Raw genomic sequence first — 25857 nt, forward strand, 5'->3', positions numbered from 1 at the left:
ATAATAAAAGGGAGCGTGAAAAAATGACCCATCTAAATTTTCGCTTAAAAGAGGTAGACCCCGAAATTTTTGCGGCGATGGAGCAAGAACTCTCCCGGCAACGGGAAAAGATTGAGCTTATTGCCTCCGAAAACTTTGTAAGCCGGGCCGTAATGGAGGCGATGGGTAGCCACCTTACCAATAAGTACGCCGAAGGTCTTCCTGGCAAACGGTACTACGGGGGCTGCGAATATGTGGACGTGGTGGAAAATCTGGCCCGGGAGCGGGCTAAACAGCTTTTTGGCGCGGAGCACGTCAACGTTCAACCCCATTCCGGCGCTCAGGCCAACATGGCAGCCTATATGGCTTTTTTGGAACCAGGCGATACGGTTTTGGGGATGAATCTTGCCCACGGGGGACACCTAACCCACGGAAGTCCGGTAAATTTTTCCGGAAAACTTTACAACTTTATAAGCTACGGGGTCGAACCGGATACCGAAAAAATAAATTACGAAAAGGTCTTTGAGCTTGCCTATAAACATAAGCCCAAGATGATTGTTGCCGGGGCGTCAGCTTATCCCCGGGTGATCGACTTTCGGCACTTAAAGGAAATTGCCGATGAAGTAGGCGCTTATCTCATGGTTGACATGGCCCATATTGCCGGATTAGTTGCGGTAGGGCTCCATCCCTCTCCAATCCCATATGCCGATGTGGTCACCACTACCACCCATAAAACCCTGCGTGGCCCCCGGGGCGGTGTAATTTTCTGCAAAGCCGAACACGCCGCCAAAATCGATAAAACCGTTTTTCCAGGGGTGCAGGGGGGCCCCTTAATGCATGTTATTGCCGCAAAAGCGGTGGCTTTTAAAGAAGCCTTAACTCCGGAATTTAAAGAGTACCAGCAGCAAGTGGTGAAAAACGCTAAAGCTTTAGCCCAGGAATTGGGGCATCAAGGCTTAAGATTAGTATCGGGTGGTACTGATAACCATCTAATGCTGGTCGATGTGCGCCCAGTCGGACTTACCGGTAAAAGGGCAGAACAACTCTTGGATGAAATTGGGGTTACGGTAAACAAAAATGCTATTCCCTATGATCCCGAATCCCCTAACGTCACTTCGGGCATTCGGATTGGCACCCCGGCGGTAACTTCTCGGGGCATGAAAGAAGGAGAAATGGCTGAAATTGCCGAAATTATAGCTCTGGTCTTAAAGAACCCGGAAAAGGAAGAAAAACACCGGGAGGCAGCCCGAAAAGTACAGGACCTGTTAAATCGCTTCCCGCTGTACGATAAGTTACCGTATAATGGGTAAATTTCCTTAGGGTCGACTCTATTAGAAGTAAGAGGTGTGAAGTGGGATGTGTGAAAATAAAAAATCTCACCTCTAACCTCTCACCTCTCACTTCTCAAAGAGGTGTTTTCATGCGTCCGTCCTGGGATGAGTATTTTATGCAAATAACCGAGGTAGTAAAGACCCGCTCCACCTGCCTGCGGCGGCAGGTAGGTGCGGTTTTGGTAAAAGATAATCGGGTTTTAGCTACCGGCTATAACGGTGCTCCCAAAGGGGTTGCCCACTGCGAGACCGTGGGCTGCCTTCGGGAGCAGGAGCACATCCCCTCCGGCCAACGCCACGAACTCTGCCGGGGGCTTCACGCTGAACAAAACGCCATAATCCAGGCGGCGGTTTATGGAGTATCTACTCCCGGTAGCACTATCTATATAACCCACCAGCCCTGCTCTCTGTGTGCCAAAATGCTGATCAATGCCGGGGTAGTCCGGGTGGTTTACAAAGGGGAGTATCCGGATCCTCTGGCGATGCGGCTTTTTCAGGAAGCGGGAATTTTAGTGGAAAAGTACGGGGAGGGATAAAATGGAGCAAAAAATTATTGCACTACCCCGTTTAAATGGACTTACACCTACTTTAGAGTCTACGGCTTTAAAACTTATGGAAGAAGCCGGGGAGTTGGCCCAGGCTATTGGCAAGTTTCGCGGGCTTTCCGGGGAGCGGGGCTTATCCGAAGAAGAAGTGGCCAAGCTTATTACCAAGGAGCTCCTTGATGTAGCCCAGACGGCAGTATCGATGATGTTTGTTTTAGAAGAAATGTACGGCGTAGATATTGAAAAAGCCCTAAGAGAGCATATTGATAAACTAATCCAAAAAGGATATTTAAAACGGTAGCCGGTGGTCGGTGTTAAGCGGTTGGTAAACGAAAAAATAAATTACCCTCCACCGACTACCATTTAGAAAGGAGTAGCGATGCCGAAAATACTTTTAATCTTTGGTACTCGGCCGGAAGCCATAAAAATGGCGCCGGTGTATAAAATATTAAAAGAATCTCCGGAATTTGAAACGAGCTTAGCGGTTACCGCCCAGCACCGAGAAATGCTGGACCAGGTTTTAGAGCTTTTTAACATTACTCCGGACTTCGACTTAAACCTGATGACCCCCCGGCAGACCCTGCCGGATTTAACCGCCCGGGCCCTTTTAGGTCTTGCGGACGTTTTAGAAGAGGCCAGGCCCGATATGGTATTAGTCCACGGCGATACCACCACTACCTTTGTGGGGGCTCTAGCAGCCTTTTACCGGCAAATCCCGGTAGGCCACGTGGAAGCAGGCCTTCGCACCGGGAATAAATACTCCCCCTGGCCGGAGGAAATGAACCGTAAACTTACCGGGGCGCTAACCGATCTTCATTTTGCACCAACCAAAACTTCCCGGGACAACCTCTTAAAAGAAGGGGTAAGCCCGGAAAAAATTTTTGTCACCGGTAATACCGTCATTGATGCGCTTTTTTACACTGTAAAAGAAAACTATAAGTTTAGCCCGGAAATAGAAAAGATCCTAAACCAGCCGGGCAGGATTATTTTAATGACCACCCACCGGCGGGAAAACTGGGGAGAACCGTTAAAAAATATCTACCGCGGGGTATTGAAAATCCTTGCCGAGGTCGAAGACGTCCGCATAGTTTTTCCGGTCCATAAAAACCCGGTGGTCCGGGAAGCGGTAAAAGAAGTAATGGGGGAGCATCCCCGGGTCTACTTAGTAGAACCTATGGACTACGAACCTTTTGCTAATTTAATGGCCCGGTCGTACCTGGTACTTACCGATTCCGGCGGGATGCAGGAAGAAGCCCCGTCTTTAGGTAAGCCGGTGTTGGTGTTAAGGGATACTACTGAACGACCGGAAGCGGTAGAGGCAGGAACGGTGCGGTTAATTGGTAGCGGTGAAGAGGCGGTTTATCGAAATTTAAAAGAGCTTCTTACCGACAAAGAAGCGTATCATAAAATGGCCAATGCCGTAAACCCCTATGGCGATGGTAAAGCGGCTCAAAGAATATATCAAGCATTAAAGTATTATTATAAAATAGACCCAACTCCTCCGGAAGAATTTTCTGCAAATTCTTGAGAATGTTATCACTAAGCAGGATTTTGCTTTATTATGTTGAATAAAGTAAAATGGCTTATTTTAGCGGGGGTGGCGGGATGCCGGAAAAGGGCAACGGCAACAAAAACCCTTATTATTTTTTGGCAAGATCCGTGCAACTGGCTACCACCATGGTATTTTCCGTGGTAGGTGGTGTTTGGCTGGGAGGCATCCTGGATAAAAAGTTTGCCACCTATCCCTGGCTTACCTTTGTTTTTTTGGTGCTAGGGGTCGCTACCGCTTTTAAAGTGATTTTTGAATTTACCCGGGAAAAATAACATGATAAAAAAGAAACTAATTTTTATTTTTGTTTTACCCCTTCTTTTTACAGCAGTTGCTTATTTCTTATACCTGGAAGTAGAACCGGCCTACGGGTATGGTTTTATTATTGGTGGGGTAGCGGGTTTTTTAAATTTGCTCGCCATTTCACTTACCGTGGGGCTTGGCAGTAAAATTGGTCGGGGGAAGGGGTTAGTCTTAATAAGCTACTATTTAAGGCTAATCCTTTTAGCCATATTAGTTTTCTTTTTAGTGAGAAAAGGTGTAGGGGAGATTGTTGGTTTTCTTTTAGGCTTTTCTTTTTTAAAACTAAGCCTTTTGGGCTTGGGATTATCGGGTAGAGGAGGTGAGTAGTGGTGTTTGGGAGCATGGCGGAAAGTACCGGCCTTTTAGAAGGACTTTTACATCCAAGCCTCTATGTGAAAACGGCCTGGGGAGTAATGGCTTTTTTAGCTCTGATTTCTTACCTTGGAACAAGAAAGATGGAGCGTGTTCCCCGGGGGTTACAAAACATCCTCGAGATGGCCGTAGAAGGACTTTATAATTTTATCGGCGGTATTATTGGGGAGAAAAAAGCGCCAAAGTATTTCCCCTTTATTGCAACGTTCTTCTTATTTATCCTTATTTCCAACTATGTAGGCTTACTGCCGTTTGCCGGGCACGAAGGGCCGTACGTTCCGCCGACCTCAACCATTAGTGTCACAGCGGCACTGGCGATCATCGTCTTTTTTGCCACCCAATTTTTCGGCATCGCCGAAAAAGGCCTTGGCTACTTTAAACATTTTACAACCCCCTTTATTTTTATGTTGCCCTTAAATATCTTAGAGCAGCTGGTAAGGCCTTTAAGCCTTTCCATGCGGTTATACGGGAATATTTACGGGCACGAGCTGGTGGTTGGGACCTTTATGGGTTTAGTCCCGATGCTAATCCCGGTGGTCTTTAACCTTTTAGGGGTTCTTACCGGCGCCATTCAGGCGGTGGTGTTTACGCTTCTTACCAGTTCCTATATCGGGGAAGCGGTGCACGACGAACACCATTAATTTTTGGCTTTAAAATTTTCTAAATCTTTGCGGAGGTGGATTTAATAATGAGTTTAGTTGCAGGTTTAATCGCTATTGGTGCGGGTATTGCGGTAGGTTTTGGAGCGATTGGTAGTGGTATCGGTCAGGGTATCGCTGCCGGTAAAGCGTTTGAAGCTATGGCTCGCCAGCCGGAAGTCCGGGGTACCGTTCAGACCTTCTTAATTATCGCCCTTGCTTTCATGGAAACCCTCACCATTTACGGTTTGGTTATCGCCTTCATGCTGCTTGGCAAGATGAGCTAAGACCGCACTGTTTTTAGCGGTGCGGTTTTATCCCGTTTGAAGGGAGGATTATTTAGTGGAATTTCACTGGTCTGATTTTATCTGGACAATAATAAACTTTTTTGTCCTTTTATACATTTTAAAAGTCCTTCTCTACAAACCGGTCTTAAAAACCATTGATGACCGGAAAAAATCCATTGAAGAGTCTTTAGAAAAAGCCGCCAAAGCTCAGGAAGAGGCGGAAAGGATCAAAGCCGAATACGACGGCATGATTGCCCGTGCCCGGGAAGAAGCGCGGGAAATAATAGCAAAAGCCCAAAAGACTGCTCAAGCAGAAAAAGAAGAAATTATCGCTACTGCCCAGCGGGAAGCTCAAGCCTTGCTGGCCGACGCGAAAGTTACGATTAGCCAGGAAAAAGAAAAAGCTTTAAGGGAGCTTCGTCAGGAAATCGGCAACCTGGCAGTGCTTGCTGCGGGTAAAATCTTAAACCGGGCGGTGACCTTGGAAGACCATCAAAAGCTGGTGGACGAGTTTTTAAATGAGGTGAAAATGTAATGAAATCCTTGGCTGTTGCTAAAAGATACGCGTCCGCCCTGTTTGAACTGGCCCGGGAAAAAGGGGCTCTGGAAAAAGTGGCTCACGACTTTGAGCTTCTGGAAAAAACTTTAAACGACAATCCAGAAGTAAAAAAACTTCTCGAAAACCCGGTGCTAATTCCAGCGGCCAAAAAAGAGCTGTTTACCGAAATTTTTCCTGGACTTGATTCCATAACCCGGAGCTTTTTGAAGCTTTTGGTGGATAAACGCCGTGAAGTTTACCTTCCGGAAATCATTGCCCTTTTTGCGGAAAAACTGCGGGAAGAACGGGGAGAGCTTTTGGTGCTGGTGGAATCGGCCCGGGAATTAAAAGGAGACCTTGCCAATTTAATCAAAGAAAAGCTTTCCAGCCTTTCCGGGAAAAAAGTAGCTTTAAAGGTCAGCACTAATCCCGAATTAATTGGCGGTATAGTGGTGCGCGTTGGCAATAAAGTTTACGACGGCAGTATCAAAAACCAGCTTTACCGTTTAAAGCGTAGTATTTATGGTTAAGGTTAAAACTGCGAGGTGATAAATCCCCATGAGTTTACGGCCTGAAGAGATTGGCTCAATCATAAAACAGCAAATAGAAAACTACCAGGTGCAGGTTGAAGTCAGCTCCGTGGGGACGGTCATCCAGGTCGGTGACGGTATAGCCCGGGTTTACGGTTTGGAAGACTGTATGGCTTCCGAGCTTTTAGAGTTTCCGGGCGGGGTTTTAGGCATGGCGCTAAACCTCGAAGAAGACAACGTGGGTTGCGTTATCCTTGGCCCCTATACCCACATTAAAGAAGGGGATACCGTTAAAAGAACCGGCAAGGTGGTATCCGTCCCGGTCGGGGATGCTTTAATCGGTCGGGTAGTAAACCCATTAGGTCAGCCTTTAGATGGCAAAGGCCCGATTGTAACCGATAAATATCGTCCGGTAGAACGGATTGCCCCGGGGGTAATAACCCGGAAGTCCGTGCACGAGCCCCTGCAAACCGGTCTTAAAGCTATCGACTCGATGATTCCCATTGGCCGCGGTCAGCGGGAGTTAATTATCGGTGACCGCCAGACCGGAAAAACGGCAGTGGCTATAGACACCATTATAAACCAGAAAAACACCGATGTTATTTGTATTTACGTGGCTATAGGTCAGAAAGCTTCCACCGTGGCTAAAGTAGTGCAAACCTTAAAAGACCACGGAGCCATGGACTACACCATAGTAGTTTCGGCGACGGCATCCGACCCGGCTCCCCTTCTCTATATAGCCCCTTACGCCGGCTGTGCTATGGGAGAAGAGTTTATGGAGCAGGGGAAACACGTTCTTGTGGTTTACGACGACCTTACCAAACAGGCAGCCGCCTACCGGGAGCTATCTCTATTACTCCGCCGTCCTCCCGGTCGGGAAGCGTTCCCGGGTGACGTGTTTTACCTCCACTCCCGTTTACTGGAGCGGGCTGCCAAAATGTCCGACGAATACGGCGGCGGCAGCTTAACGGCACTGCCCATCATTGAGACCCAGGCGGGAGACGTGTCGGCCTACATACCGACCAACGTTATCTCCATTACCGACGGGCAAATTTACCTGGAGTCAGACCTGTTCTACTCCGGTGTTCGCCCGGCGGTGAACGTCGGTCTTTCCGTTTCCCGGGTCGGTGGTGCGGCGCAAATTAAAGCGATGAAGCAGGTCGCCGGAAGCTTACGGCTGGACCTGGCTCAGTACCGGGAATTGGCAGCTTTTGCCCAGTTTGGTTCGGACCTTGATAAAGCTACTCTTGCCCGCCTTACCCGGGGGGAACGGCTGGTGGAGCTCTTAAAGCAGGACCAGTACCAGCCCATGCCGGTAGAAGAGCAGGTTATGGCGATTTTTGCTGCGGTTAACGGCTACTTAGATGATCTTCCGGTGGAAAAAGTCCGACCCTTTGAGGCGGAGTTCTTAAAGTTTATGCGGGCCAACTATCCGCAAATTGGTGAAGAAATCCGCACTAAAGGGGTCTTAACCGAAGACTTAACCAGTCGTCTAAAGTCAGCTATCGAAGAATTTAAGAAAACCTTCGCTTAAAAGAAGGTGGTGAGAGAAAATGCCCAGTATGCGGGATTTACGCCGGCGAATTAAAAGTATTAAAAGCACCCAGCAAATCACCAAAGCCATGAAAATGGTGGCAGCAGCCAAACTTCGCCGGTCCCAGGAAATGGTGGTGGCCTCCCGCCCCTATGCCAAAAGAATTAAGGATGTTCTGGCCCGGGCAGCCGGAGCTACCACCGATACCAATCACCCCCTTTTAGAAAAAAGGGAAGTAAAGAGTACCGGCTATGTTTTAATCACTGCCGACCGCGGCCTCTGCGGCGGCTTTAACGCCAACCTCATTAGAAAAGCAGGTAACGAACTGAAGGAATTTGCCAATCCCAAGCTTGTTACCGTAGGACGTAAAGGCCGGGACTTCTTTAAAAAGCGGGGTTATGAAATTGTCGGCGAGTTTACGAACCTTGGCGAGTCGATTTCCTTTGAGGCGGCTCGGGTGATAGCTGGCTTTATTATGGAAAAGTACCTAGATGGCACCTTTGACGAAGTTTACCTTGTCTTTTCGGAATTTGTAAACCCCTTGGTCCAGCGGCCCCAGACAGTAAAACTCCTACCGCTGGAAGCTCCCGAAGAGGAGGCCGGGGGTGGCGAATATATCTTTGAACCGTCGGCGGATGCGGTATTAAACACCTTATTACCCAAGTATGTAGAAGTTCAGGTTTACCGGGCCCTTTTAGAGTCCAAAGCCTCCGAACATGGCGCCCGGATGACCGCCATGGATACCGCAACCGAAAACGCGACGGAAATGATTGCCAAGCTTACCTTGCAGCTAAACCGTGCCCGGCAGGCAGCGATTACCAAGGAAATTGCCGAGCTGGTAGGCGGTGCCGCTGCGCTTGAGGCCTAAGAGAAGGAGGTTATTTGATGAACGTAGGTCGGGTAGTGCAGGTTATCGGCGTTGTGGTGGACGTAGAGTTTGAACCAGGCCAAGTGCCGCCCATTTATAACGCCTTAAAGATAAGAAGTGAAGACCAGGACACACCCACCGAAGTGCCCATTAATTTAACATTGGAAGTTGCCCAGCACCTGGGCAATAACCGGGTCCGGGCGGTGGCGATGTCGTCAACCGACGGCCTGGTACGGGGCATGAAAGTGGTGGACACCGGAGCACCAATTACCGTTCCGGTAGGTCGTCCCGTATTAGGACGGCTGTTAAACGTTTTAGGAGATCCGGTGGACGGTAAAGGACCGGTACAAAGTGACCATTATTACCCCATCCACCGGCCGGCTCCTCCCCTGGAAGAACAGTCCACCCGGGCAGAAATCTTAGAGACCGGGATTAAAGTTATCGACCTTTTGGTACCGTTCTTAAAAGGTGGAAAGATTGGTCTCTTCGGTGGGGCCGGCGTAGGTAAAACCGTTATCGTTATGGAGCTTATTAACAACATTGCCAAGCAGCACGGTGGCATTTCCGTTTTTGCCGGGGTGGGAGAGCGGACCCGGGAAGGAAACGACCTTTACCACGAGATGAAAGAAGCGGGCGTTTTAGATAAGACCATAATGGTGTTTGGCCAGATGAACGAGCCTCCGGGAGTCCGTCTTAGAGTAGGTCTTACCGGCCTTACCATGGCGGAATACTTCCGGGATGAAGAAGGGCAGGACGTTCTCCTCTTTATCGACAACATCTTCCGTTTCACCCAGGCCGGTTCGGAAGTGTCCGCCCTCTTAGGTCGGATGCCATCGGCGGTGGGTTATCAGCCAACTCTGGCAACGGAAATGGGTCAGCTCCAGGAGCGGATTACCTCCACCCGCAAAGGATCGATTACCTCCGTGCAGGCCGTTTACGTGCCGGCGGACGACTTAACCGACCCGGCTCCGGCCACGACTTTCGCCCACTTAGACGCTACCGTCGTGCTGTCCCGGCAGATCGCCGAGCTCGGGATTTATCCGGCGGTGGATCCCCTGGACTCCACCTCCCGGATTTTAGACCCGCACGTCGTTGGTGAGGAACATTACCAGGTGGCCCGGGGCGTACAGCGGGTGCTGCAGCGGTATAAAGAACTGCAGGATATCATCGCCATCCTTGGGATGGACGAGCTATCCGATGAAGATAAATTAATCGTGGCTCGTGCCCGGAAGCTCCAGCGTTTCTTATCCCAGCCCTTTACCGTGGCGGAAGCGTTCACCGGCCGTCCGGGTAAGTATGTACCGGTGAAAGAAACCATCCGGGGCTTCAAGGAAATCCTTGAAGGTAAGCACGACGACATTCCGGAGACCTGCTTCTACATGGCGGGCACCATCGACGAAGTGGTGGAAAGGGCCCGGGAGCTTGAAGGAAGTGCATAACCATGGCCGATAAAATTAAGCTGGAAGTAGTCACTCCCGAGCGGGTAGTGGCGAACGAATATGTTGATTTTGTAGTGGCGCCAGGAGTGGAGGGGGAAGTAGGCATCCTTCCCCTGCATGCGCCCATGATCACTTCCTTGGATATTGGAATCTTACGCTATACGGTAGACGGCCAGACCGAGAAAATAGCCGTCAGCGGCGGCTTTTTAGAAGTCAGAAACAATAAAGTCGTGGTTCTGGCCAACGCCGCTGAGCGGGGAGAGGAAATAGACGTAGAACGGGCGCAAAAAGCTTTGGAGCGCGCCCGGGAGCGTTTAACTAAACGTACCCCGGATATTGACGTGCTCCGGGCAGAACTGGCCATGCGGCGGGCTTTAAACCGCCTTAAAGCGGCAGGAAAAATGTAAAAAAGCGCGCCTTTTACGGTGCGCTTTTTAATTTTAATTATTGTTTATTGTGGAAGAGGTTTTAACTGGTTTTAAAAACCTAAATATGGAAACACTATAAGCCGGAGGGATATACATGAAAAAAATCCTTTCGGCTTTTCTTTTATTTATTTTTGCGGTAAGCTTTGTTTCGGCAAATCCTTATCCCGAATACGAACTTTGCCAGAAAATTATGGGACAGCCGGACGTTAAAAATGCAGAATTAAAGATTATTTTAGGAAATAAAATAAATAAAAAACCCGCGGACGATATAAAAACCGTATCGTACCTTCTAAAAGACGATTTTCTTCTGGCCGATTTAGGCTCAGAATATTTTGCTGAAGGAAAAAAATACTGGGTATTATACCAGCCAAACTTTTCTTCCTATGAACGGTTAATTGCAGGCCCGGATTTCTTCCTCCCCCACCTCAAAGGACAACGCTACTATCTTTTGGAATTCACCTATACCGGTAAAAATCCCGCAGAAATTCTGAAAGGAAGGGTGCATAAAATCGAAAAATATGGCGAAAACCTGGTGATTTTGGGCTATACTCCGGCCGTAAATACCGCTATAATGATAAAGGGAATAAAAATCAACTACCAGCTTATAATTAGGCAAAAGCCAGGGGGTGCAGAGGTTAAACTGGGCATACCCGTGTGGCTTGGCAACTACTAAGCAGGAGGAAAGAGATGGAAAAATTTATCATAGAAGGAAAGCAGCGTCTAACAGGACGGGTTAAAATTAGTGGAGCTAAAAATGCAGCCCTTCCCATTTTAGCCGGAGCGCTTTTAACCGCTGGTTCTGTCCGCCTTACCGAAGTTCCGGAGCTCACCGATATCTACACTATGTTAGAAGTTTTAAAGGCCCTTGGAACCGAAGTTCACTTTTCCGACGGAGAAGTATTACTCCAGACCCCGGAAATTTTATCCCACGATGCCCCCTATGAGCAGGTCCGAAAAATGCGGGCTTCTTTTTTGGTTATGGGCCCCTTACTTGCTAGAACCGGGCGGGCGCGGATTAGCCTCCCCGGGGGATGTGCCATTGGTGCTCGCCCCATCGACCTTCATTTAAAGGGATTTGAAGCTCTGGGAGCTAAAATAGAAGTGGGCCATGGCTACATAGAGGCATCAGCCCCTCGCTTAAAAGGCAACGTAGTTTATCTCGACTTTCCTTCCGTTGGAGCTACCGAAAATATTATGATGGCAGCGGTCCTGGCGGATGGGCAAACGATCATTGAAAACGCTGCCGAAGAGCCGGAAATTGTCGACCTGGCCAACTTTTTAAACAATATGGGAGCTAAAATTAAAGGCGCTGGGACAAAAGTTATCCGGATTACCGGTGTGGCCGAATTGGATGGAGTCAACCACACCGTAATCCCCGACCGCATTGAAGCAGGAACCTTTATGATTGCTGCGGTGGCAACCCAAGGGGAAGTGCTGGTGGAAAACGTTATTATCGACCACTTAACTCCCTTGATCGCTAAACTTATCGAAACAGGGGCAGAGGTAATCGAGGACGATGATCAAAACGCCTTACTGGTAAGAAGTAAAGGAAAATTAAAGCCCCTGGACATCAAAACCCTGCCTTACCCTGGTTTTCCTACCGACTTACAGGCTCAGATGATGGCATTACTAACCACTGTGCCTGGCCTTTCGGTAGTTACCGAAACGGTTTTTGAAAATAGGTTTATGCATGTAACCGAGCTAAACCGCATGGGAGCTAAAATCCGCATCGAAGGTCGCTCGGCTGTTATTGAAGGGGTAGAGGGCCTAACTGGTGCCCGGGTTAAAGCCACCGACCTGCGCGCCGGAGCGGCTTTGGTTATAGCCGGCCTTGTGGCCGAGGGAGTCACCGAAGTAGGCCATATCTTCCACATCGACCGGGGTTATGAGCGTTTTGAAGAAAAACTCCGGGGGTTAGGAGCGAAAATAAAAAGGGTAAGCGATTAAAAAACGCTGGTTTTAAAATGTACCGTCTTTTTATTATCTTTCATAATGGCAATTTAATTTGCCATTATTTTTTTATGATTATCTGTGGGGGCAGCTCCTGCTGCCTAAATAGTTAAGCCGGCAGGAGCCGGCCCTACCGCCTGAGAGGTTGGATGTGGGAGGGGTGAGGTGAGAATTTTTTGCCCATCATCCATGTCTTATCTCCCACTTTCCACTTCTCGCATCTCAAATGTATAAACTCACCCTCAGGCGTATACACTATTAATAACTAAAAATATGCCAAATTGGGTGAGTATTATGAAAAAAATTGCAATTGCCATACTAATCCTGCTGGTGGCCTGGACTGCATATACCGTCGAGCAGGAAAGGGAGAAGGAGAAACCGGTAAAAATTAAACCGGAAAAAGGGATAACCTTAAAACTTTATAACCACCAAACGGGGAAAATTGAAACCGTAGAATTGGAAGAATATTTAATTGGGGTCGTGGCTGGCGAAATGCCGCCGGACTATCCCCTGGAAGCTTTAAAAGCTCAGGCTATAGCGGCCCGAACTTATACATTAAAACGAATCTTGGAACCGCATAATACTAAAGGATACCATCCCGGTGCCGACCTTTGTACCGATCCGGCTCACAGCCAGGCCTATGTAACTGATGCAGAACTAAAAAAACGCTGGGGAGTAAAATATTACTACTATTTATCCCGGATAAAATGGGCGGTCAACTCCACTAAAGGAAAAACCCTGGTTTATAAGGGAGAGTTAATTGATCCGGTATACCATGCCTCCTGCGGAGGCCATAGAACCGAGGCAGCAAAGGACGTTTGGGGTTATGACATACCGTATTTAAGGTCAGTATCTTGTTTTGAGGCCGATTATCCGGTAGAGACTAAAGCTTTTAAAATTTCGTATATTGACAAAGTTTTGGGAACGGACCTCCAGGCCCTGGCCGTATCTACCGGCGCAAAGCCAGTTAAAATCAGCGACCGAACCAGCACCGGCCGGGTGAAAAAGATTAAACTTGGCAGCCGGGTGTTTCTGGCCGAAGAAATTCGCTACCGTTTGGGTCTAAAATCAACAATAATGACCGTGAGCACCCGGGGCGATAAAATCATCTTCACCACCCGGGGCTACGGCCACGGGGTCGGCCTCTGCCAGCGGGGAGCGGCGGCTCTGGCAGATAAGGGCCAAAACTATCAGGAAATCTTAAGCCATTATTACCCCGGGACAAAAATTATTTTATATAAGTAGGCGTGCTTTTAAAAATATTGTTTTGGTAGGGGCAGCTCCTGCTGCCGTTTTTCTTTCATAGGGCGCACTCCTGTGCGCTTTTTGTTTAGCCGGAAGTCACCGGGCTCTACTAAAACCCCATTAACCTTGAACTTTCTAAAAAAATAAGTTATAATTAGCTAAACATATATTTTAAGATTAATGTATACCTTATGTGAGGTGAGTGGAATGGAAAAAATAATTGGGGTAGATCAGTTAAGACCTCGATTGGGAGATTATTTAGAAGAAGTTGATAAAGGTGAAGTTTTAATCATAACCTACCGTTCCAATCCTAAAGGAGTAATATTAAGCTACAAGCAATATGAACAATTTAAAAAAATCCAGGAAAAATTAAAAATGCTGGAATTAAAAAATCTCATAGAGGAAGTTAGGGAAAAAGCAGCAAATTATGAAATCTCCGACGAAGAAATATTAAAAGAGATTGAGGAAGCGAGAAAATGCGAGTAGTTGTAGATACCAATGTTTTTATTTCCGGATTATTAAAAAAACATTCTTATCCTGCTAAAATCCTCGATGCCTGGATCCTGCAAAAAATAACTCCTGCTGTAAGTCGAGAATTGATTAATGAATATTCGGTAGTCTTAACCCGGGATAAATTTAAAATATTGGGTAGTGTGGAAAAAAGACTTTTAATCATTCAAAAATTAATTGAACTTCCCTGGGTACTTTTTATCTATCCTCTCGAAACGATTAATGTAATTAAAGAAGATCCAGCGGATAACAAAGTCTTAGAATGTGCAACAGCAGCTAACGCTGATTTTATTGTTACCGGAGACCAGCACTTACTTGAACTAAAGAAATTTAGAAATATTAAAATTTTACCGCCCAAAGATTTTATCGAAAAAACTTTATAAAGACATCTAATGGCAGCTTAATAAATAAAAAGATATGTTGTAGGGCGCGCACTCCTGTGCGCCGATTTTAAGTTAAGAGGGCTGTTGCCAATAAAAGTTACGAAAAAACAAATCTTTTAGCTTTACCTAAATCCGGCTTAAAAATATACTTAAAAGTAAGAAAATAAAAAAATACAGTAGGGTGATTTTATGAAACTAAATTTGCGAACAAAATCTCATCTTGCCCTATCTAAAATAAGTAAAAAACTTCTTTCAAAGTCTCAATTATACTTTTGGAGCAAAACCTGGCAAGAAGAGGAACGAAAAGTTTCCCAAGACATTATAAATGGGAGATAATAAAGGCGGAAAACCTTGAAGATTTATATAATAAGTTGGGTTTATAATTATAAGTAGGTGATTAATTATGGAAGATAAAAACTTTATTATAAATAAGCTTTTAGAAAATAAAAATTTACTAAAAACCTATCATGTCTCCAAAATTGGACTTTTTGGCTCTTTTGTCCGGAATAAAGCAAGTCAAACCAGTGATATTGACTTACTTATTGATTTTGACGAACCTATCACCATTTTTCAATTTGTTGAGTTAAAAAATGATCTTGAAAGACTTTTTAAGAGAAAAGTTGACCTGGGAACTTTTGCTGCGGTAAAACCGGCCATTAGGGATAAAATCTTCAGGGAGGCAATTATAATTGAGAGATTATAAATTATACCTTTTGGATATTATTGAATAAGCAAATAAAATATTAGATTATACGGAAAATATGACTTATACAGAATTTATAAAAGATAATAAAACAATTGATGCGGTAGTTAGGAACCTCGAAATTATTGGGGAAGCCGCAAATAAAATTCCCAATGAAATTACAAAACATTTTCCTGAAATCCCCTGGAATGCCATGAGAGGCATAAGGAATATACTTATACATGAATATTTTGGGATTAATTTAGAAATAATTTGGGAAACAATTCAACGAGATATTCCGGATTTAATTAAAAAGATTGCTAATATTGAAATTTAATAAAAAGAGAAAACTTCTAAATCCTCCCCTCCCCGCATAGTATTTACTAACCAATGCCATGCGCGGGAGGTTTTTTAATGCAGGAATACATTTTAAAGCGGGTTTTAAAGCTTACTTATTATGTCTTAGAAAACAAAACAACCGTCCGCAAAACTGCTGAAGTTTTTGGCATCAGTAAAAGTACCGTTCACAAAGACTTGACCGAACGCCTCCCAGCCCTAGATAAAAAGCTGGCCCGGGAAATAAAAAAAATTCTTGACCAAAACAAAGCCGAAAGACATATAAGAGGAGGTGAAGCTACCCGGCAAAAATACAAAAATATTGCAAAATAGCTTGATATTTGCAGGATTTTTCCCCCCGGAGGTAGAATAAATTAATGTTTGACAAAATATTATTTTTTCTGATTAAATTAGACAAGCTTGTACCGGATATTACTACACCGAAAGGGGTTTTTCATAAATGTTTAACTGGAGCACCGACATTGGGGTAGACTTAGGTACTGCCAACATCCTGGTCTACGTAAAAGGTAAAGGTATCGTTTTACGGGAACCGTCCGTGGTGGCGGTAAACCGGGACAACGGCCAGATTATCGCCGTTGGCGAAGAAGCCAAAAAAATGCTTGGCCGCACACCGGGTAACATTGTCGCTATCCGTCCCCTTAAAGAAGGGGTAATAGCCGATTACGACACTACCGAAAAAATGCTCCGTTACTTTATTACCAAAGCTCTAGGCGGTCGTCCCCTCCTTTTTAAACCCCGGATCATGGTCAGCATTCCCGCCGGGGTCACCGACGTAGAAAAGCGGGCGGTAAAGCAGGCAGCCAAGCAAGCCGGCGCCCGGGAAGCGGAAGTTATCGAGGAAACCATAGCTGCTGCTTTAGGTGCTGGACTTGATATCTCCGAGCCCTACGGTTCGATGGTCGTGGATATAGGCGGAGGCACCACTGACGTAGCGGTTTTATCCCTGGGAGGGATAGTAGTCAGCAAATCCTTAAGGGTTGGCGGCGATAAATTTGATGATGCCATAGTCAAGTACATAAGAAAAGAGTTTAACCTCTTAATCGGGGAAAAAACTGCCGAAGAAGTAAAAATGGAAATCGGCTCGGCCTATCCCCAGGGGACGGAAAATAAAAAAATGGAAATCCGCGGCCGTGACCTCTTAACCGGCCTTCCCAAAAACGTGGAAGTTACCAGCCTTAATATTTACGAAGCCATTACCGAACCTTTAGTGGCGGTGGTCAATGCGGTAAAAGAAGTCCTCGAACGTACTCCTCCGGAGCTTTCCGCCGATATTGTCAACCGCGGTATTGTCATGACCGGTGGCGGCTCTCTTTTATCCGGTCTTGATCGCTTAATTGCCCAAGAAACGGGCCTTCCTACTTTTGTAGCCCCCGACGCTTTATCCTGCGTGGCTCTTGGCACCGGTAAAGCCCTTTCCATGTGGGACATGCTCAGCAAAAGAAACAACCAGCATTGAGATGTAAAATAAAAAATCTGCCACCTTTGGCAGATTTTTTTGCAGTATTATTTTAGTTCAACAAGAGTTATAGCTTTAACACTTGAAAAATCTTTTTTATTATTTGTTATAACCCAATAATTATTAATTTGAGCTGAGGCGGCAATAAGCGAATCTGGTAATGAAAGATTATGTCCCAAATTTTTATTTTGCTTTCTAATTTCGGATGCTAAAATCGAAATATCAATAGTGACAGGTATAATCTCAATCTTTTCAAATAAACTTAATACTTTTGATTTTAGTTTTTTGTTTTGAATTCCAAATAATACTTCATGGCAAACAATTACACTTGTAGAAACTAAACCTTGTTCAAAAATTGTGTATAAGTTTTGTTTTTCAAGACTACTTAAACGATCTGCGAAAAAATCAATAAAAATACAGCTATCAATTAAAAATTTTAAAAGGGTATTTTGGTTATCCATCACTCCTTAACTCCTTAATATATTCAGAAGCAGGCTTATTAAACCAATCTGGTGCATCTTCTGGTTTTATTTCGTTTTTAATTTCATCTAATAATTTTCTTGCTTCTAATCCCGTTATTTGATTATTAAGTAAATCTATAATTATCTTATTTTTGCTGGTTTGATTCTTTTTTGCAAGTTCAGCTAACTTTTTATCAAGGTCAAAAGGAAGCTTTAGTTGTAATATTTTTACGCTTTTTTTCATGGTTATCACCTCTTGATTTAATAATACCATAAATATGGCATTTCGAACAATTTTTTCACGCACAGGACAAACTCCAATTACTAATTGATATTTATAGATTTATGGCGGTTTTCAGCCAACGACCACTTACCACAAACCACCGAACACATTCAACGTATATTTTTCCCTTTCCCGGCCCAAGCTATTACTTAGAGGCCAAAAGGGGGTTTTATTTTGAAAAGACTCTTCATATTTATTATAGTACTGTTTATTACCATCTTTATTTTTAATCCGGTAAAAACCGGTGAGCTTAAAAAAACTCCACTAAAATCCCGGCAAAAAGAACAAAGCACAGGCATTACCCTTGCCGTCCCTCTCCCGGTCAAAGAAGGGATTAAAAACTATTTTCTCCCCGGGCCCGGATACCAATCCCCGGCCCCTTTTTGCCCAAACCAGAACATCCTCCTCCTCTGGACCGAAAAGGGCGGCTTAAAAGCCATCACCATCATCACCTACAACCCCCGAACCAGAATCCCGGCCCTTCTTACCGTGCCTACCTGTACCCTTTTGCCCGGAGAAACCCTCACCACCGGGGAAATCTATGACCGAAAGGGTTTATCCACCTTTACCAAAACCCTCGAAAAAGCCTTTAATACCACAATCCCGCATTACATCATTATCGACCAGACGGTAGTCGAACAATTTTCCCGGCGCCTGGGCAGCGTAAACCTGCAGGGCGAAACGGTACCGGTAATTTCCATCTTTGAAGATACCTTAGCTGGCCGGCGGCTAAACGACACCGACCTGGTAAAGGCCCTGATCCAAAAATTATTGTTGCCCGGAGAAATGTGGAAAGTTCCAGGGCATCTCACCTTTCTGGTTCACAATATAAAAACCAACCTTACTTTACCTGTTTTCCTGGATATCTTTTCTAAACTTCCCGCCATGAAGTTAAATTCCTTGACCAAAGTATCTCTTCCGGGGGAAGAAAGAGAAACCAAAAGAATAGCTTCACCGGAGGTAACCGGGCGGATCCTCTCCCAAATTACCCAGGAAAGTCTTCCCTGAAAACTCCTGCAAAATTTAACTTTCTCTCCAAATAACCCCCACGAAAATTTTCAAAGCTTACGAATATTATGATGGAAAAGAAAACCAGCGGCAGTAAATGTCTAAATCTGTCGAAATATTAAAAATGGTGTCGACTACCATTGCCCCGAAAGAATTTCTAAAACAAATAAAGAGGGAAAAGAAGAAATCTAAAGTAAAATCCTGCTTACTAATAACGAAAAACAAGCCTTACGGCCTAAAAACAATTGACAGTCTACTGCAGGATGCTTTAAAATTTAAATGTGATAAAAATAGTCTAATAAATCTATAATAGCCATAATATCCATAATATCTAAAATCTTACATAGGGTTCCGTATTTTTAAATAAATATACAAAATTTTTAAGGAGGGAAAGAAATGATAAGACTCAAGGGGAAAAAGGCCATTGCTATTATCACGATGGCAGCTTTCTTACTCACCATGCTCCCCGCTTTTGTCCTGGCCAGTACGCCGGCTAAGTACGTTTTAACCCTTAGCCCGACTACGGTAAAGCCAGGCACCACTGCTACCCTGGTCTCCGGTAGTGTGGTGGACATTTACGGCAACAAAGGGGTAGTGAACATCGTTTATACTACTCCCGCAGGTACTTCGGACACCTTAACTGCCACATTAGCCGATGGTACCTTTGCTAAGAACTATGTGTTTGATCAGGAAGGGGACTACGCCTTCCAGGCTACCGATGGTAGCGATGTTTCCAATGTAGTTTACGTCCTTTCACGGTATGACTACACCCCCGATGCTCGGGGCAGCTACAAAGTAGGAGACACCAACGTAATTCTTGGGGGTACCATCAAAGGCCTTCCGGCTGGCCGGCAAATGGTTTTACAGCACGAATCGGTTGCGGGTGTTTACTATACCAGTGCCGTCACCGACACCGGCCGCTTTGCCATCAGTGTACCCGTGTTTACCTATGCCGGTACCTATGCCCTGGGAACCGCTAATACCGATGGCTCCAACTTCGTTAAATACGAAGAAATTACCGTCGCTCCTCAAACCTTGACGGTAACTGCCGATAAAACCGCTCTTACCGGCGGCAGTTTTGACAACAATATCACCTTTACCGCCAAACCGGCTGTAACCGTCTCCGGCGGCACCTATTACTTTGAGCTAAGCGGTGTAAAAATTGATAAAAACAGTGTTACCGGAACCATTTACGGAACTGTAATTGACAGTACTTATTACACTAAAGTAGCTGTTGCCGATACCGATGGCGTCTTGAACCTTGCCAACCTAAAAGTGCTGGACACCACCGGCACCTTAACGGTAAAAGCCTACTACCAGAAAGATTCGGTAGGTTTTGCCAACGGCCTTTATACTGACAATGCCGAACTTCTTGGCACCCTTACCATTCCGGTAAACCCGGCGGCTAAAGTTAATGTTTTTGCCAACTTAACTTCTTTAAGTGCAGCTACAGACAATTCCCTGACCATTGATGTTCGGGATGTCAACAACGCTGCCTATGGAGATCCTAATTCCACTTTAAAAGCGGTTCAGGTTACCGTAACTGGTCCGAATGTTAATCTTTCTGACAGCAACAAAGGAAGCTTCTCATTTACCGTCATTCCTTCCCAGGCGGGGACAGTGACCGTGACGGTTGTGGCAACTTTAACCGACAACACCCAACAAACCCAAACCTTAATCTTGCCTGTAACTGGCTTAAAAGCATCCCTGGATGCTACTACCGTGGCTAATTTAGTATATAGTAAAACTATTTCGCCTCAGGTAACCGTTACCGACGTTAACGGTACACCTATTAACAACGCCAAGGTGACTATTTCCGGTTCTTATAACGGAAGCATTGATGGCAAGACTACTAACATCCTAAACGGTCAGTATAACTTTATCGCAGCTCCTTTGACCGACGTTACTCCGGTAACGGTAACCGTTTATGATGCCAGCGGTAATGTTGCTGCCGAGGTTTCTTATCCGGTTTTAGGCAGCAATGTTTACACCGTAACTCCGGACAAAGCAACCTTAATTGCCGGTTACGATACGCAAGTGTCCTTTACCGTTAAAGAAGGAGCCTACGGAGTCACCGATAATGTAAATGTCGCTTACACCGATCTAAACGGTACCAGCCAGACCGTAAACGGTGTCACCTATAGCAACGGCAAATACACCGTAAGTCTGGGAAGCTTGACCAAAGCGGGTACCTTAAACTTTAAAGTACTCTCCACCGATGGTAAGAAATACGGTACATTCACGGTAAATGTCAAACTACCGGTAATTAAAGTTTTTGCACCCGCTGACGGTATCCTCACCGACAGCCAGAAAGAAGCGGTCAGCTATGCCGTTTACAGCCCGGTAGATAATACCGAACTTACCGCTAACACTACCGTAACCTTAAACGTTTACGACAATTCTGCTACCTTTGGCGTATACGACGTTAACGGCAACGCTTTAAAGACTGTGGATGGCAGCGCTTATAACACCGGAGCACCGGCGAAAGTTACCGTTTTAGCAACGAAGAATGCATCCTATGGCTATGACGGAAAGCTACAGCTTTTAGTAAACGGCATTAAGATTTCCGAACTTACCGTAAAACCGGCGGTCCTTACCGTAAATAAAACCGAAGTAGCGGTAGGAACCGATACCGCCGTGGAAGCTACCTTAAAAGATGCTCACGGCAACGCTATTAAAGATGCTACCGTAACCTTAAACGGCACTGGAGTTGCCCTTACCGGTACCACCGATGCCGAAGGCAAAGTAATCTTTACCGTAATGCCCTTTGCTACCGGCAAGATTGTGGTTGATGCACCGGCTTATGCCAATATCACTAAACCGGAGATCACCGCTAAATTTGTTGTAGACGATAAGAAGCCGGTAATCACCATTGAAGCTCCGGCTACTACCGATAAGGATACTGTTGATGTAAACATCAAAGTTACCGACGAAGGTAAGGTAGCCGGACTGCTGGTAAACGGCCAGCGGATCGAACTGGTAGCACCTATGGTGGAAGTAAATAAAGTAGTAACCGTAACCCTGAAGGAAGGAAAGAATACTATTACCGTTGAAGCTGCCGACGTTGCCGGCAATATTGCCACCGCTACTGCCGATGTAACTTACACCAAGCCGGTAGTGACAACTGGAGATAAATACAGCAAGTTTGTCGGCCAGATGGTGAAACTTACTTATTCCAGGACAAACCTTCGGGTAGCTCCCAACGGCAAGCTCCTGGTAACCTTACAAAAAGGTTACAAGATGCGCTACCTCGGCCGGGAAGGGGTCTGGAACAAAGTAAGAGTCTCCATCTGGATGAAGGGCGGTTACAAGACCTACACCGGCTACATTTACGACCCCTACTTTTGGGCGTTAACTAAAGCTTAAATACTAAAAAGCCCCGGGTAACCCCCGGGGCTTTTTCCTGCCTAAATCCCTGGATTTATTTCCGGGGATTTTTCTTTTTTAGATAAAAAAGATAAAATAAATATTTTTGATATAATAGATAATGGAAATCCTAAACAAAAATACAAGAAAATGGTTGACATCTAAGAATTGAACCCCTAAAATTAATAAGTAGATGAACTGTCTCCAAATTCTCCACTCAATTGGCAAAAAAGAAAAATATTCTACACAAAGAAAAAAATAAAAAATATGTTATAAAATAGAAGGAATTTAACAAACCTTGGCGAATAGGTAATAAATACAACTTTCAGGCATATACTGGTAACGATTTATTAAAATTGTCTAAAAGGTTTTGAACCCTGTAAAATCTTTCAAGGGTTCCTAACAGTGTAAACAATAGAAAGTTTACATATGAGAGGGGGGAAAGACCGGGAAAGGGAAGAACAACTAAATACACCTTTCTGGTTTCAAAAAGGGGCCTACGCCCAAAATAAATTTTTTAAGGAGGGAAAATTTAGAAGATGGCAAAATTTAAACACAAAAAGCCCATCGCAATCCTGACCATTGTAGCATTTCTTCTCAGCATGTTGCCGGCTGTTGTTTTTGCAGATACGCTGGCAAATGGTATAGCACTATACAACCTTGATAACCAGCCAATAACGTCGGTTAAAAAAGGTGATGGGGCAATCATTAAAGGACGATTGGTAGATAACAATGGAGCACCTATTTCTAATTCTAGTGCGAGTGTCAAATTAGTTACTTATAACGAAAATGATGGTACAGTATCAAGTGTTGCTTATGAGACTTATGCGGTTAATGGACCGGATACAGTTGGAAACTTTACAATTTCAGTTCCGAAATTTGTTTATTCAGCAAAGTATTATGTATATGAGTATGATTCAACTGGTACTACTCCACAACAAGCCTTAGGTTATGTAGTTGTAAATCCAGTAACTTTTACACCCACTCTTTCAACTAATACAGTTTTAAAAGGGGCATATCAGTCCTTTGATATCTCAATTCCCGCAAATACTGTAACTGAGAACACCTACGCTGTTCAAGTTGTTATTTCGGGTGTAGCCGCATATGTTTATAATGCAGATGGAAACTCGGTTGGTGAAGCTACTTACCAGAGTTATGATCCAATTAAAAAAGAGCTTACATTAAATGTAGCTCAGACTCAGTTAAATGATGGTAAAATTAACATTAATTTTAATGATGTTGCAAAAATTAAGTTTACAGAAACCGGTACTGCAACTATAACTGTGAAAATTGCAGTTGGAGATCAGTCTACCGACTTTACTTATCCGGAATATGTGGGTTCTGCTAACCTGACTGTTGCAGGAAATGATGACTTGAATATTGCCTTAAGTAAGAATCAAACTAATGTAAATGATAGTGTAAATGATAATGTATATATATTCATTACGGACAAAAATGGAGCTACCGCTTTCGATGCTGTATATTTAAGTGAATCTGGAGCAGGTGTTGATCAGCCGTACACTGAAATCACAAATAATATTACTAATGGTTATTATATATATGCCCTTAATAAAATTACTCAAGGTGGTACCTTAACGTTAACTGTAAAAGCCAAAAAAGGCACGAATGAATATGTCAAATCAGCAACATTGAATGTTGACGGCTATGTAGTAACTCCATCGGTAACTTCTGCTACCTATGATACGGAATTCCCAATTAAGTTCATCGTTAAAGACTTAAATGGTAATTTTGTAAATAACGCGCAAGTTTTTGTAGATAGCTCGAGTACCTCAGCATTTGTTTATAAAGCTAGCGACGGTAAATACTATCCGGCTACTAATGTGATTGTAAGTGCTCAAAATACAAATATTAATAATGGCGAGTATAATGCTACATTAAAAGGCGTATTTGTAGGCAAATATAGATTTGAAATCAGAAAATTAGATGGCACAACCGTTATGGCAAAAGTACCATTCCAAGTATTAGGACTAAATACTCTTTCAATATCTGCCGACAAAACTGCGGTTGTTGTTGGAAATGCAGATAATATCACGTTAACTGTTTTGGACAATGGGAATGCTTTAGCTAATACACCAGTTAATGTGGTGTATAATTTTAGTGATACTACGGCAAGTGTTACTTATAGCAGTATTGGTACTTCTACTGATTCTTTAGGAAAAATTACTATAAGCAATTTAAATATAACAAAAGTTGGAACATTAACCTTGACGGTTTCTACAACTGACAATAAAAAAGTTGGCACATTTACAATTAATGCTGTCGCACCAAAAGTTTATGTTGATGTTCCAGCAGATAATGTTCTTACCGATGGATTTAAAGAAACGGTTACAGTTCGGGTCTATGATCCAAGAAATAATACTGAATTAAATAATGCATCAATTCAACTTGTCCCGGTTAAAGATAGCAATAACGTTGATACAGTAAATTTAATTACTTATTCTGATAAGAATTATTCTAACCAAATTACAGGTTCAGTTACTGGAGCAACCTATACATTCTATGTAAAAGCAAGTGATAACACTACTGTTGCAGCTGCTCCGCAAGTTCAAGTTAAAGTAAATGGGCTTGTAGCTGCAACATTGGATGTTAAGCCTCATACTATAACAGTTGATAAAACTTCTATCGAATTAAATAAAGCGTCATTTATCACTGTAACGGTTAAAGACGCTCACGGAAAACCGGTGGCCAACCAAACAATAACCTTCGATGGTCAATCATATACTCTTGGTGATGACGGAACTGTTGTAGTGTACTACACAGCTCAAAACTCAACTGCTGATAGAATCGTTAAATTGGCTGGTTTTGATAACGTGGTTGCCAAAGTAAAAGTATTGCCACCAGGAACTGCCAATGATACAACTACACCAACAATTGAGGTATTGAATAGCAGTCTCACTGTTAATACACCGTATATTTTACTTAATATTAAAGCAACTGATGATAATAAGGTTACGAACCTTGTAGTTGGCGAAAAACAAATTCCAATTTTAGCAAATAAAGAAGTTAATACTGTAGTAAAAATTGATCTTGTGGAAGGTGAAAATCCTGTTGTAATTCAAGCTTCTGATGCAGCTGGTAACGTAGCCACCAAGACTATAACCGTAAAATACGAAAAACCGGTAACACCTCCTTCCAACAACAACGGCGGTAATACCGGCGACAAGTACAGCAAGTTCGTAGGTCAAATGGTGCAACTTACCTATACCAAGACCAACCTCCGGGTAGCACCCCAGGCCAATGCTAAGATCTTAGCTGTATTGAAGAAAGGCTACAAGATGCGTTACCTCGGTCGGGAAGGTGTATGGAACAAGGTACGGGTATCCATCTGGAGCAATGGCGGCTACAAGACCTACACCGGCTACATCTACGACCCCTACTACTGGACCTTAACCTCTATTCAGTAAGCTGATAAACCCCCGGGATTAACCCCGGGGGTTTTTTCAAAGTAAATTTGAATTATGGGCTTGAAACCAACAAATTATGAAAAAGGAGCGGTTAAAAACCCGCTCCTTTTTAAGTATCAAATAATCCCGCAATTACTGAATTGTAAGTATGAATTCAGTAACCATAACCGTAAAAGCCAAAAATGCGCTACCTCGGCCGGGAAAGTGTCTGGGATAAGGTTCGGGAACTACGCAGCTATATCTACGAATCCAACATCTGGACGTTATCCAACGCTTAAATGCAACAAAACCAGAAAAAAATCCGAGAGGACTGAAAAAGTAACATTTTTTAGGCGCAAATTGGCTTTTTATAGCTGTAAAATCTTCCTTTAAACAAATATTTATGTAGTA

The 25857-nt window shown here is 44.2% G+C and carries 28 protein-coding genes; 26 read left to right on the forward strand and 2 right to left on the reverse strand.

Features of this window, described 5'->3' with window-relative positions; translation table 11 throughout:
- Window positions 1-23: 23 nt before the first annotated feature.
- From glyA to cpu_RS03775, 23 genes are all read left to right on the forward strand, one after another.
- Window positions 24-1289 (forward strand): serine hydroxymethyltransferase, encoded by a 1266-nt coding sequence (gene glyA / locus cpu_RS03665; protein ID WP_075858687.1) that lies wholly within the window; start codon window positions 24-26, stop codon window positions 1287-1289.
- Between the two features lie 110 nt (window positions 1290-1399).
- A complete protein-coding gene (locus cpu_RS03670) occupies window positions 1400-1846 on the forward strand; it encodes a deoxycytidylate deaminase (RefSeq protein ID WP_075858688.1) in 447 nt (148 codons plus the stop codon).
- A 1-nt stretch (window position 1847) separates the two neighbouring features.
- Window positions 1848-2156 (forward strand): MazG-like family protein, encoded by a 309-nt coding sequence (locus cpu_RS03675; RefSeq protein ID WP_075858689.1) that lies wholly within the window; start codon window positions 1848-1850, stop codon window positions 2154-2156.
- A gap of 78 nt (window positions 2157-2234) precedes the next feature.
- Window positions 2235-3383, forward strand: coding sequence for a non-hydrolyzing UDP-N-acetylglucosamine 2-epimerase (wecB, locus tag cpu_RS03680; protein ID WP_075858690.1), 1149 nt, complete (start codon window positions 2235-2237; stop codon window positions 3381-3383).
- 77 nt (window positions 3384-3460) lie between these two features.
- Complete coding sequence (locus cpu_RS03685) at window positions 3461-3679, forward strand: AtpZ/AtpI family protein (RefSeq protein ID WP_075858691.1); 219 nt, start codon at window positions 3461-3463, stop codon at window positions 3677-3679.
- A 1-nt stretch (window position 3680) separates the two neighbouring features.
- On the forward strand, window positions 3681-4034 hold the full coding sequence (locus cpu_RS03690) for an ATP synthase subunit I (RefSeq protein ID WP_075858692.1): 354 nt from the start codon (window positions 3681-3683) through the stop codon (window positions 4032-4034).
- Window positions 4034-4720 (forward strand): F0F1 ATP synthase subunit A, encoded by a 687-nt coding sequence (gene atpB / locus cpu_RS03695; protein ID WP_234970176.1) that lies wholly within the window; start codon window positions 4034-4036, stop codon window positions 4718-4720. The genes cpu_RS03690 and atpB overlap by 1 nt, the downstream gene beginning before the upstream one ends.
- A gap of 47 nt (window positions 4721-4767) precedes the next feature.
- Window positions 4768-5004 carry an ATP synthase F0 subunit C gene (gene atpE, locus cpu_RS03700; RefSeq protein ID WP_075858693.1) on the forward strand — a complete coding sequence of 79 codons (237 nt, stop codon included), beginning with the start codon at window positions 4768-4770 and terminating at the stop codon, window positions 5002-5004.
- A 55-nt stretch (window positions 5005-5059) separates the two neighbouring features.
- The gene (atpF, locus tag cpu_RS03705; protein WP_075858694.1) at window positions 5060-5539 is read left to right on the forward strand and encodes a F0F1 ATP synthase subunit B; all 480 of its coding nucleotides are present in this window, start codon (window positions 5060-5062) and stop codon (window positions 5537-5539) included.
- Window positions 5539-6072 carry an ATP synthase F1 subunit delta gene (gene atpH / locus cpu_RS03710; protein WP_075858695.1) on the forward strand — a complete coding sequence of 178 codons (534 nt, stop codon included), beginning with the start codon at window positions 5539-5541 and terminating at the stop codon, window positions 6070-6072. Before atpF ends, atpH begins: the two co-directional genes overlap by 1 nt.
- A 28-nt stretch (window positions 6073-6100) precedes the next feature.
- Entirely contained in the window at window positions 6101-7606 is a 1506-nt protein-coding gene (atpA, locus tag cpu_RS03715) for a F0F1 ATP synthase subunit alpha (RefSeq protein ID WP_075858696.1), read from the forward strand.
- 19 nt (window positions 7607-7625) lie between these two features.
- Entirely contained in the window at window positions 7626-8474 is an 849-nt protein-coding gene (gene atpG / locus cpu_RS03720; protein ID WP_075858697.1) for an ATP synthase F1 subunit gamma, read from the forward strand.
- Between the two features lie 17 nt (window positions 8475-8491).
- Window positions 8492-9913 carry a F0F1 ATP synthase subunit beta gene (gene atpD, locus cpu_RS03725; protein ID WP_075858698.1) on the forward strand — a complete coding sequence of 474 codons (1422 nt, stop codon included), beginning with the start codon at window positions 8492-8494 and terminating at the stop codon, window positions 9911-9913.
- 2 nt (window positions 9914-9915) lie between these two features.
- Window positions 9916-10320 (forward strand): F0F1 ATP synthase subunit epsilon, encoded by a 405-nt coding sequence (locus tag cpu_RS03730; protein WP_075858699.1) that lies wholly within the window; start codon window positions 9916-9918, stop codon window positions 10318-10320.
- 115 nt (window positions 10321-10435) lie between these two features.
- Window positions 10436-11014: a hypothetical protein gene (locus tag cpu_RS03735; protein WP_075858700.1), complete on the forward strand. Its 579-nt coding sequence runs from the start codon at window positions 10436-10438 to the stop codon at window positions 11012-11014.
- 14 nt (window positions 11015-11028) lie between these two features.
- Window positions 11029-12288 (forward strand): UDP-N-acetylglucosamine 1-carboxyvinyltransferase, encoded by a 1260-nt coding sequence (gene murA / locus cpu_RS03740; protein WP_075858701.1) that lies wholly within the window; start codon window positions 11029-11031, stop codon window positions 12286-12288.
- 276 nt (window positions 12289-12564) lie between these two features.
- Window positions 12565-13536 (forward strand): stage II sporulation protein D, encoded by a 972-nt coding sequence (gene spoIID, locus cpu_RS03745; RefSeq protein WP_077177154.1) that lies wholly within the window; start codon window positions 12565-12567, stop codon window positions 13534-13536.
- A 207-nt stretch (window positions 13537-13743) separates the two neighbouring features.
- A complete protein-coding gene (locus cpu_RS03750; RefSeq protein ID WP_075858703.1) occupies window positions 13744-14022 on the forward strand; it encodes a type II toxin-antitoxin system Phd/YefM family antitoxin in 279 nt (92 codons plus the stop codon).
- Window positions 14013-14429 (forward strand): putative toxin-antitoxin system toxin component, PIN family, encoded by a 417-nt coding sequence (locus tag cpu_RS03755; protein ID WP_075858704.1) that lies wholly within the window; start codon window positions 14013-14015, stop codon window positions 14427-14429. Before cpu_RS03750 ends, cpu_RS03755 begins: the two co-directional genes overlap by 10 nt.
- Window positions 14430-14832: 403 nt before the next feature.
- Entirely contained in the window at window positions 14833-15132 is a 300-nt protein-coding gene (locus tag cpu_RS03760) for a nucleotidyltransferase family protein (RefSeq protein WP_075858705.1), read from the forward strand.
- A gap of 37 nt (window positions 15133-15169) precedes the next feature.
- On the forward strand, window positions 15170-15448 hold the full coding sequence (locus cpu_RS03765; protein ID WP_268761770.1) for a HepT-like ribonuclease domain-containing protein: 279 nt from the start codon (window positions 15170-15172) through the stop codon (window positions 15446-15448).
- 77 nt (window positions 15449-15525) lie between these two features.
- Entirely contained in the window at window positions 15526-15780 is a 255-nt protein-coding gene (spoIIID, locus tag cpu_RS03770; RefSeq protein WP_075858706.1) for a sporulation transcriptional regulator SpoIIID, read from the forward strand.
- A 127-nt stretch (window positions 15781-15907) separates the two neighbouring features.
- The gene (locus cpu_RS03775; RefSeq protein ID WP_075858707.1) at window positions 15908-16924 is read left to right on the forward strand and encodes a rod shape-determining protein; all 1017 of its coding nucleotides are present in this window, start codon (window positions 15908-15910) and stop codon (window positions 16922-16924) included.
- A gap of 47 nt (window positions 16925-16971) precedes the next feature.
- Here cpu_RS03775 and cpu_RS03780 read toward each other — a convergent pair whose 3' ends face one another.
- Together cpu_RS03780 and cpu_RS03785 are read right to left on the reverse strand one after the other, a co-directional pair.
- The gene (locus cpu_RS03780; protein ID WP_075858708.1) at window positions 16972-17385 is read right to left on the reverse strand and encodes a type II toxin-antitoxin system VapC family toxin; all 414 of its coding nucleotides are present in this window, start codon (window positions 17383-17385) and stop codon (window positions 16972-16974) included.
- The gene (locus cpu_RS03785) at window positions 17378-17692 is read right to left on the reverse strand and encodes a hypothetical protein (protein WP_075858709.1); all 315 of its coding nucleotides are present in this window, start codon (window positions 17690-17692) and stop codon (window positions 17378-17380) included. The genes cpu_RS03780 and cpu_RS03785 overlap by 8 nt, the downstream gene beginning before the upstream one ends.
- A 150-nt stretch (window positions 17693-17842) precedes the next feature.
- Here cpu_RS03785 and cpu_RS03790 point away from each other — a divergent pair, with 150 nt between their 5' ends.
- From cpu_RS03790 to cpu_RS03805, 3 genes are all read left to right on the forward strand, one after another.
- Window positions 17843-18676 (forward strand): LCP family protein, encoded by an 834-nt coding sequence (locus cpu_RS03790; protein WP_075858710.1) that lies wholly within the window; start codon window positions 17843-17845, stop codon window positions 18674-18676.
- Between the two features lie 396 nt (window positions 18677-19072).
- Window positions 19073-22042 carry an Ig-like domain-containing protein gene (locus tag cpu_RS03800; protein WP_075858712.1) on the forward strand — a complete coding sequence of 990 codons (2970 nt, stop codon included), beginning with the start codon at window positions 19073-19075 and terminating at the stop codon, window positions 22040-22042.
- A 539-nt stretch (window positions 22043-22581) separates the two neighbouring features.
- Complete coding sequence (locus cpu_RS03805) at window positions 22582-25467, forward strand: Ig-like domain-containing protein (RefSeq protein WP_075858713.1); 2886 nt, start codon at window positions 22582-22584, stop codon at window positions 25465-25467.
- Window positions 25468-25857 lie beyond the last annotated feature (390 nt).

The organism is Carboxydothermus pertinax, assembly GCF_001950255.1.
GTDB classification, from domain to species: domain Bacteria; phylum Bacillota; class Z-2901; order Carboxydothermales; family Carboxydothermaceae; genus Carboxydothermus; species Carboxydothermus pertinax.

Bases quoted from the DNA above. Each gene is read 5' to 3' on its own strand.
- atpG (WP_075858697.1), top strand. From the start codon at position 7,626: ATGCCCAGTATGCGGGATTTACGCCGGCGAATTAAAAGTATTAAAAGC.
- cpu_RS03730 (WP_075858699.1), top strand. From the start codon at position 9,916: ATGGCCGATAAAATTAAGCTGGAAGTAGTCACTCCCGAGCGGGTAGTG.
- wecB (WP_075858690.1), top strand. From the start codon at position 2,235: ATGCCGAAAATACTTTTAATCTTTGGTACTCGGCCGGAAGCCATAAAA.
- murA (WP_075858701.1), top strand. From the start codon at position 11,029: ATGGAAAAATTTATCATAGAAGGAAAGCAGCGTCTAACAGGACGGGTT.
- atpA (WP_075858696.1), top strand. From the start codon at position 6,101: ATGAGTTTACGGCCTGAAGAGATTGGCTCAATCATAAAACAGCAAATA.
- cpu_RS03690 (WP_075858692.1), top strand. From the start codon at position 3,681: ATGATAAAAAAGAAACTAATTTTTATTTTTGTTTTACCCCTTCTTTTT.
- cpu_RS03780 (WP_075858708.1), bottom strand. From the start codon at position 17,385: ATGGATAACCAAAATACCCTTTTAAAATTTTTAATTGATAGCTGTATT.
- cpu_RS03675 (WP_075858689.1), top strand. From the start codon at position 1,848: ATGGAGCAAAAAATTATTGCACTACCCCGTTTAAATGGACTTACACCT.
- cpu_RS03750 (WP_075858703.1), top strand. From the start codon at position 13,744: ATGGAAAAAATAATTGGGGTAGATCAGTTAAGACCTCGATTGGGAGAT.
- cpu_RS03805 (WP_075858713.1), top strand. From the start codon at position 22,582: ATGGCAAAATTTAAACACAAAAAGCCCATCGCAATCCTGACCATTGTA.
- atpD (WP_075858698.1), top strand. From the start codon at position 8,492: ATGAACGTAGGTCGGGTAGTGCAGGTTATCGGCGTTGTGGTGGACGTA.
- spoIID (WP_077177154.1), top strand. From the start codon at position 12,565: ATGCCAAATTGGGTGAGTATTATGAAAAAAATTGCAATTGCCATACTA.
- cpu_RS03670 (WP_075858688.1), top strand. From the start codon at position 1,400: ATGCGTCCGTCCTGGGATGAGTATTTTATGCAAATAACCGAGGTAGTA.
- cpu_RS03800 (WP_075858712.1), top strand. From the start codon at position 19,073: ATGATAAGACTCAAGGGGAAAAAGGCCATTGCTATTATCACGATGGCA.
- cpu_RS03760 (WP_075858705.1), top strand. From the start codon at position 14,833: ATGGAAGATAAAAACTTTATTATAAATAAGCTTTTAGAAAATAAAAAT.
- cpu_RS03755 (WP_075858704.1), top strand. From the start codon at position 14,013: ATGCGAGTAGTTGTAGATACCAATGTTTTTATTTCCGGATTATTAAAA.
- atpE (WP_075858693.1), top strand. From the start codon at position 4,768: ATGAGTTTAGTTGCAGGTTTAATCGCTATTGGTGCGGGTATTGCGGTA.
- cpu_RS03685 (WP_075858691.1), top strand. From the start codon at position 3,461: ATGCCGGAAAAGGGCAACGGCAACAAAAACCCTTATTATTTTTTGGCA.
- spoIIID (WP_075858706.1), top strand. From the start codon at position 15,526: ATGCAGGAATACATTTTAAAGCGGGTTTTAAAGCTTACTTATTATGTC.
- cpu_RS03735 (WP_075858700.1), top strand. From the start codon at position 10,436: ATGAAAAAAATCCTTTCGGCTTTTCTTTTATTTATTTTTGCGGTAAGC.
- cpu_RS03775 (WP_075858707.1), top strand. From the start codon at position 15,908: ATGTTTAACTGGAGCACCGACATTGGGGTAGACTTAGGTACTGCCAAC.
- atpH (WP_075858695.1), top strand. From the start codon at position 5,539: ATGAAATCCTTGGCTGTTGCTAAAAGATACGCGTCCGCCCTGTTTGAA.
- glyA (WP_075858687.1), top strand. From the start codon at position 24: ATGACCCATCTAAATTTTCGCTTAAAAGAGGTAGACCCCGAAATTTTT.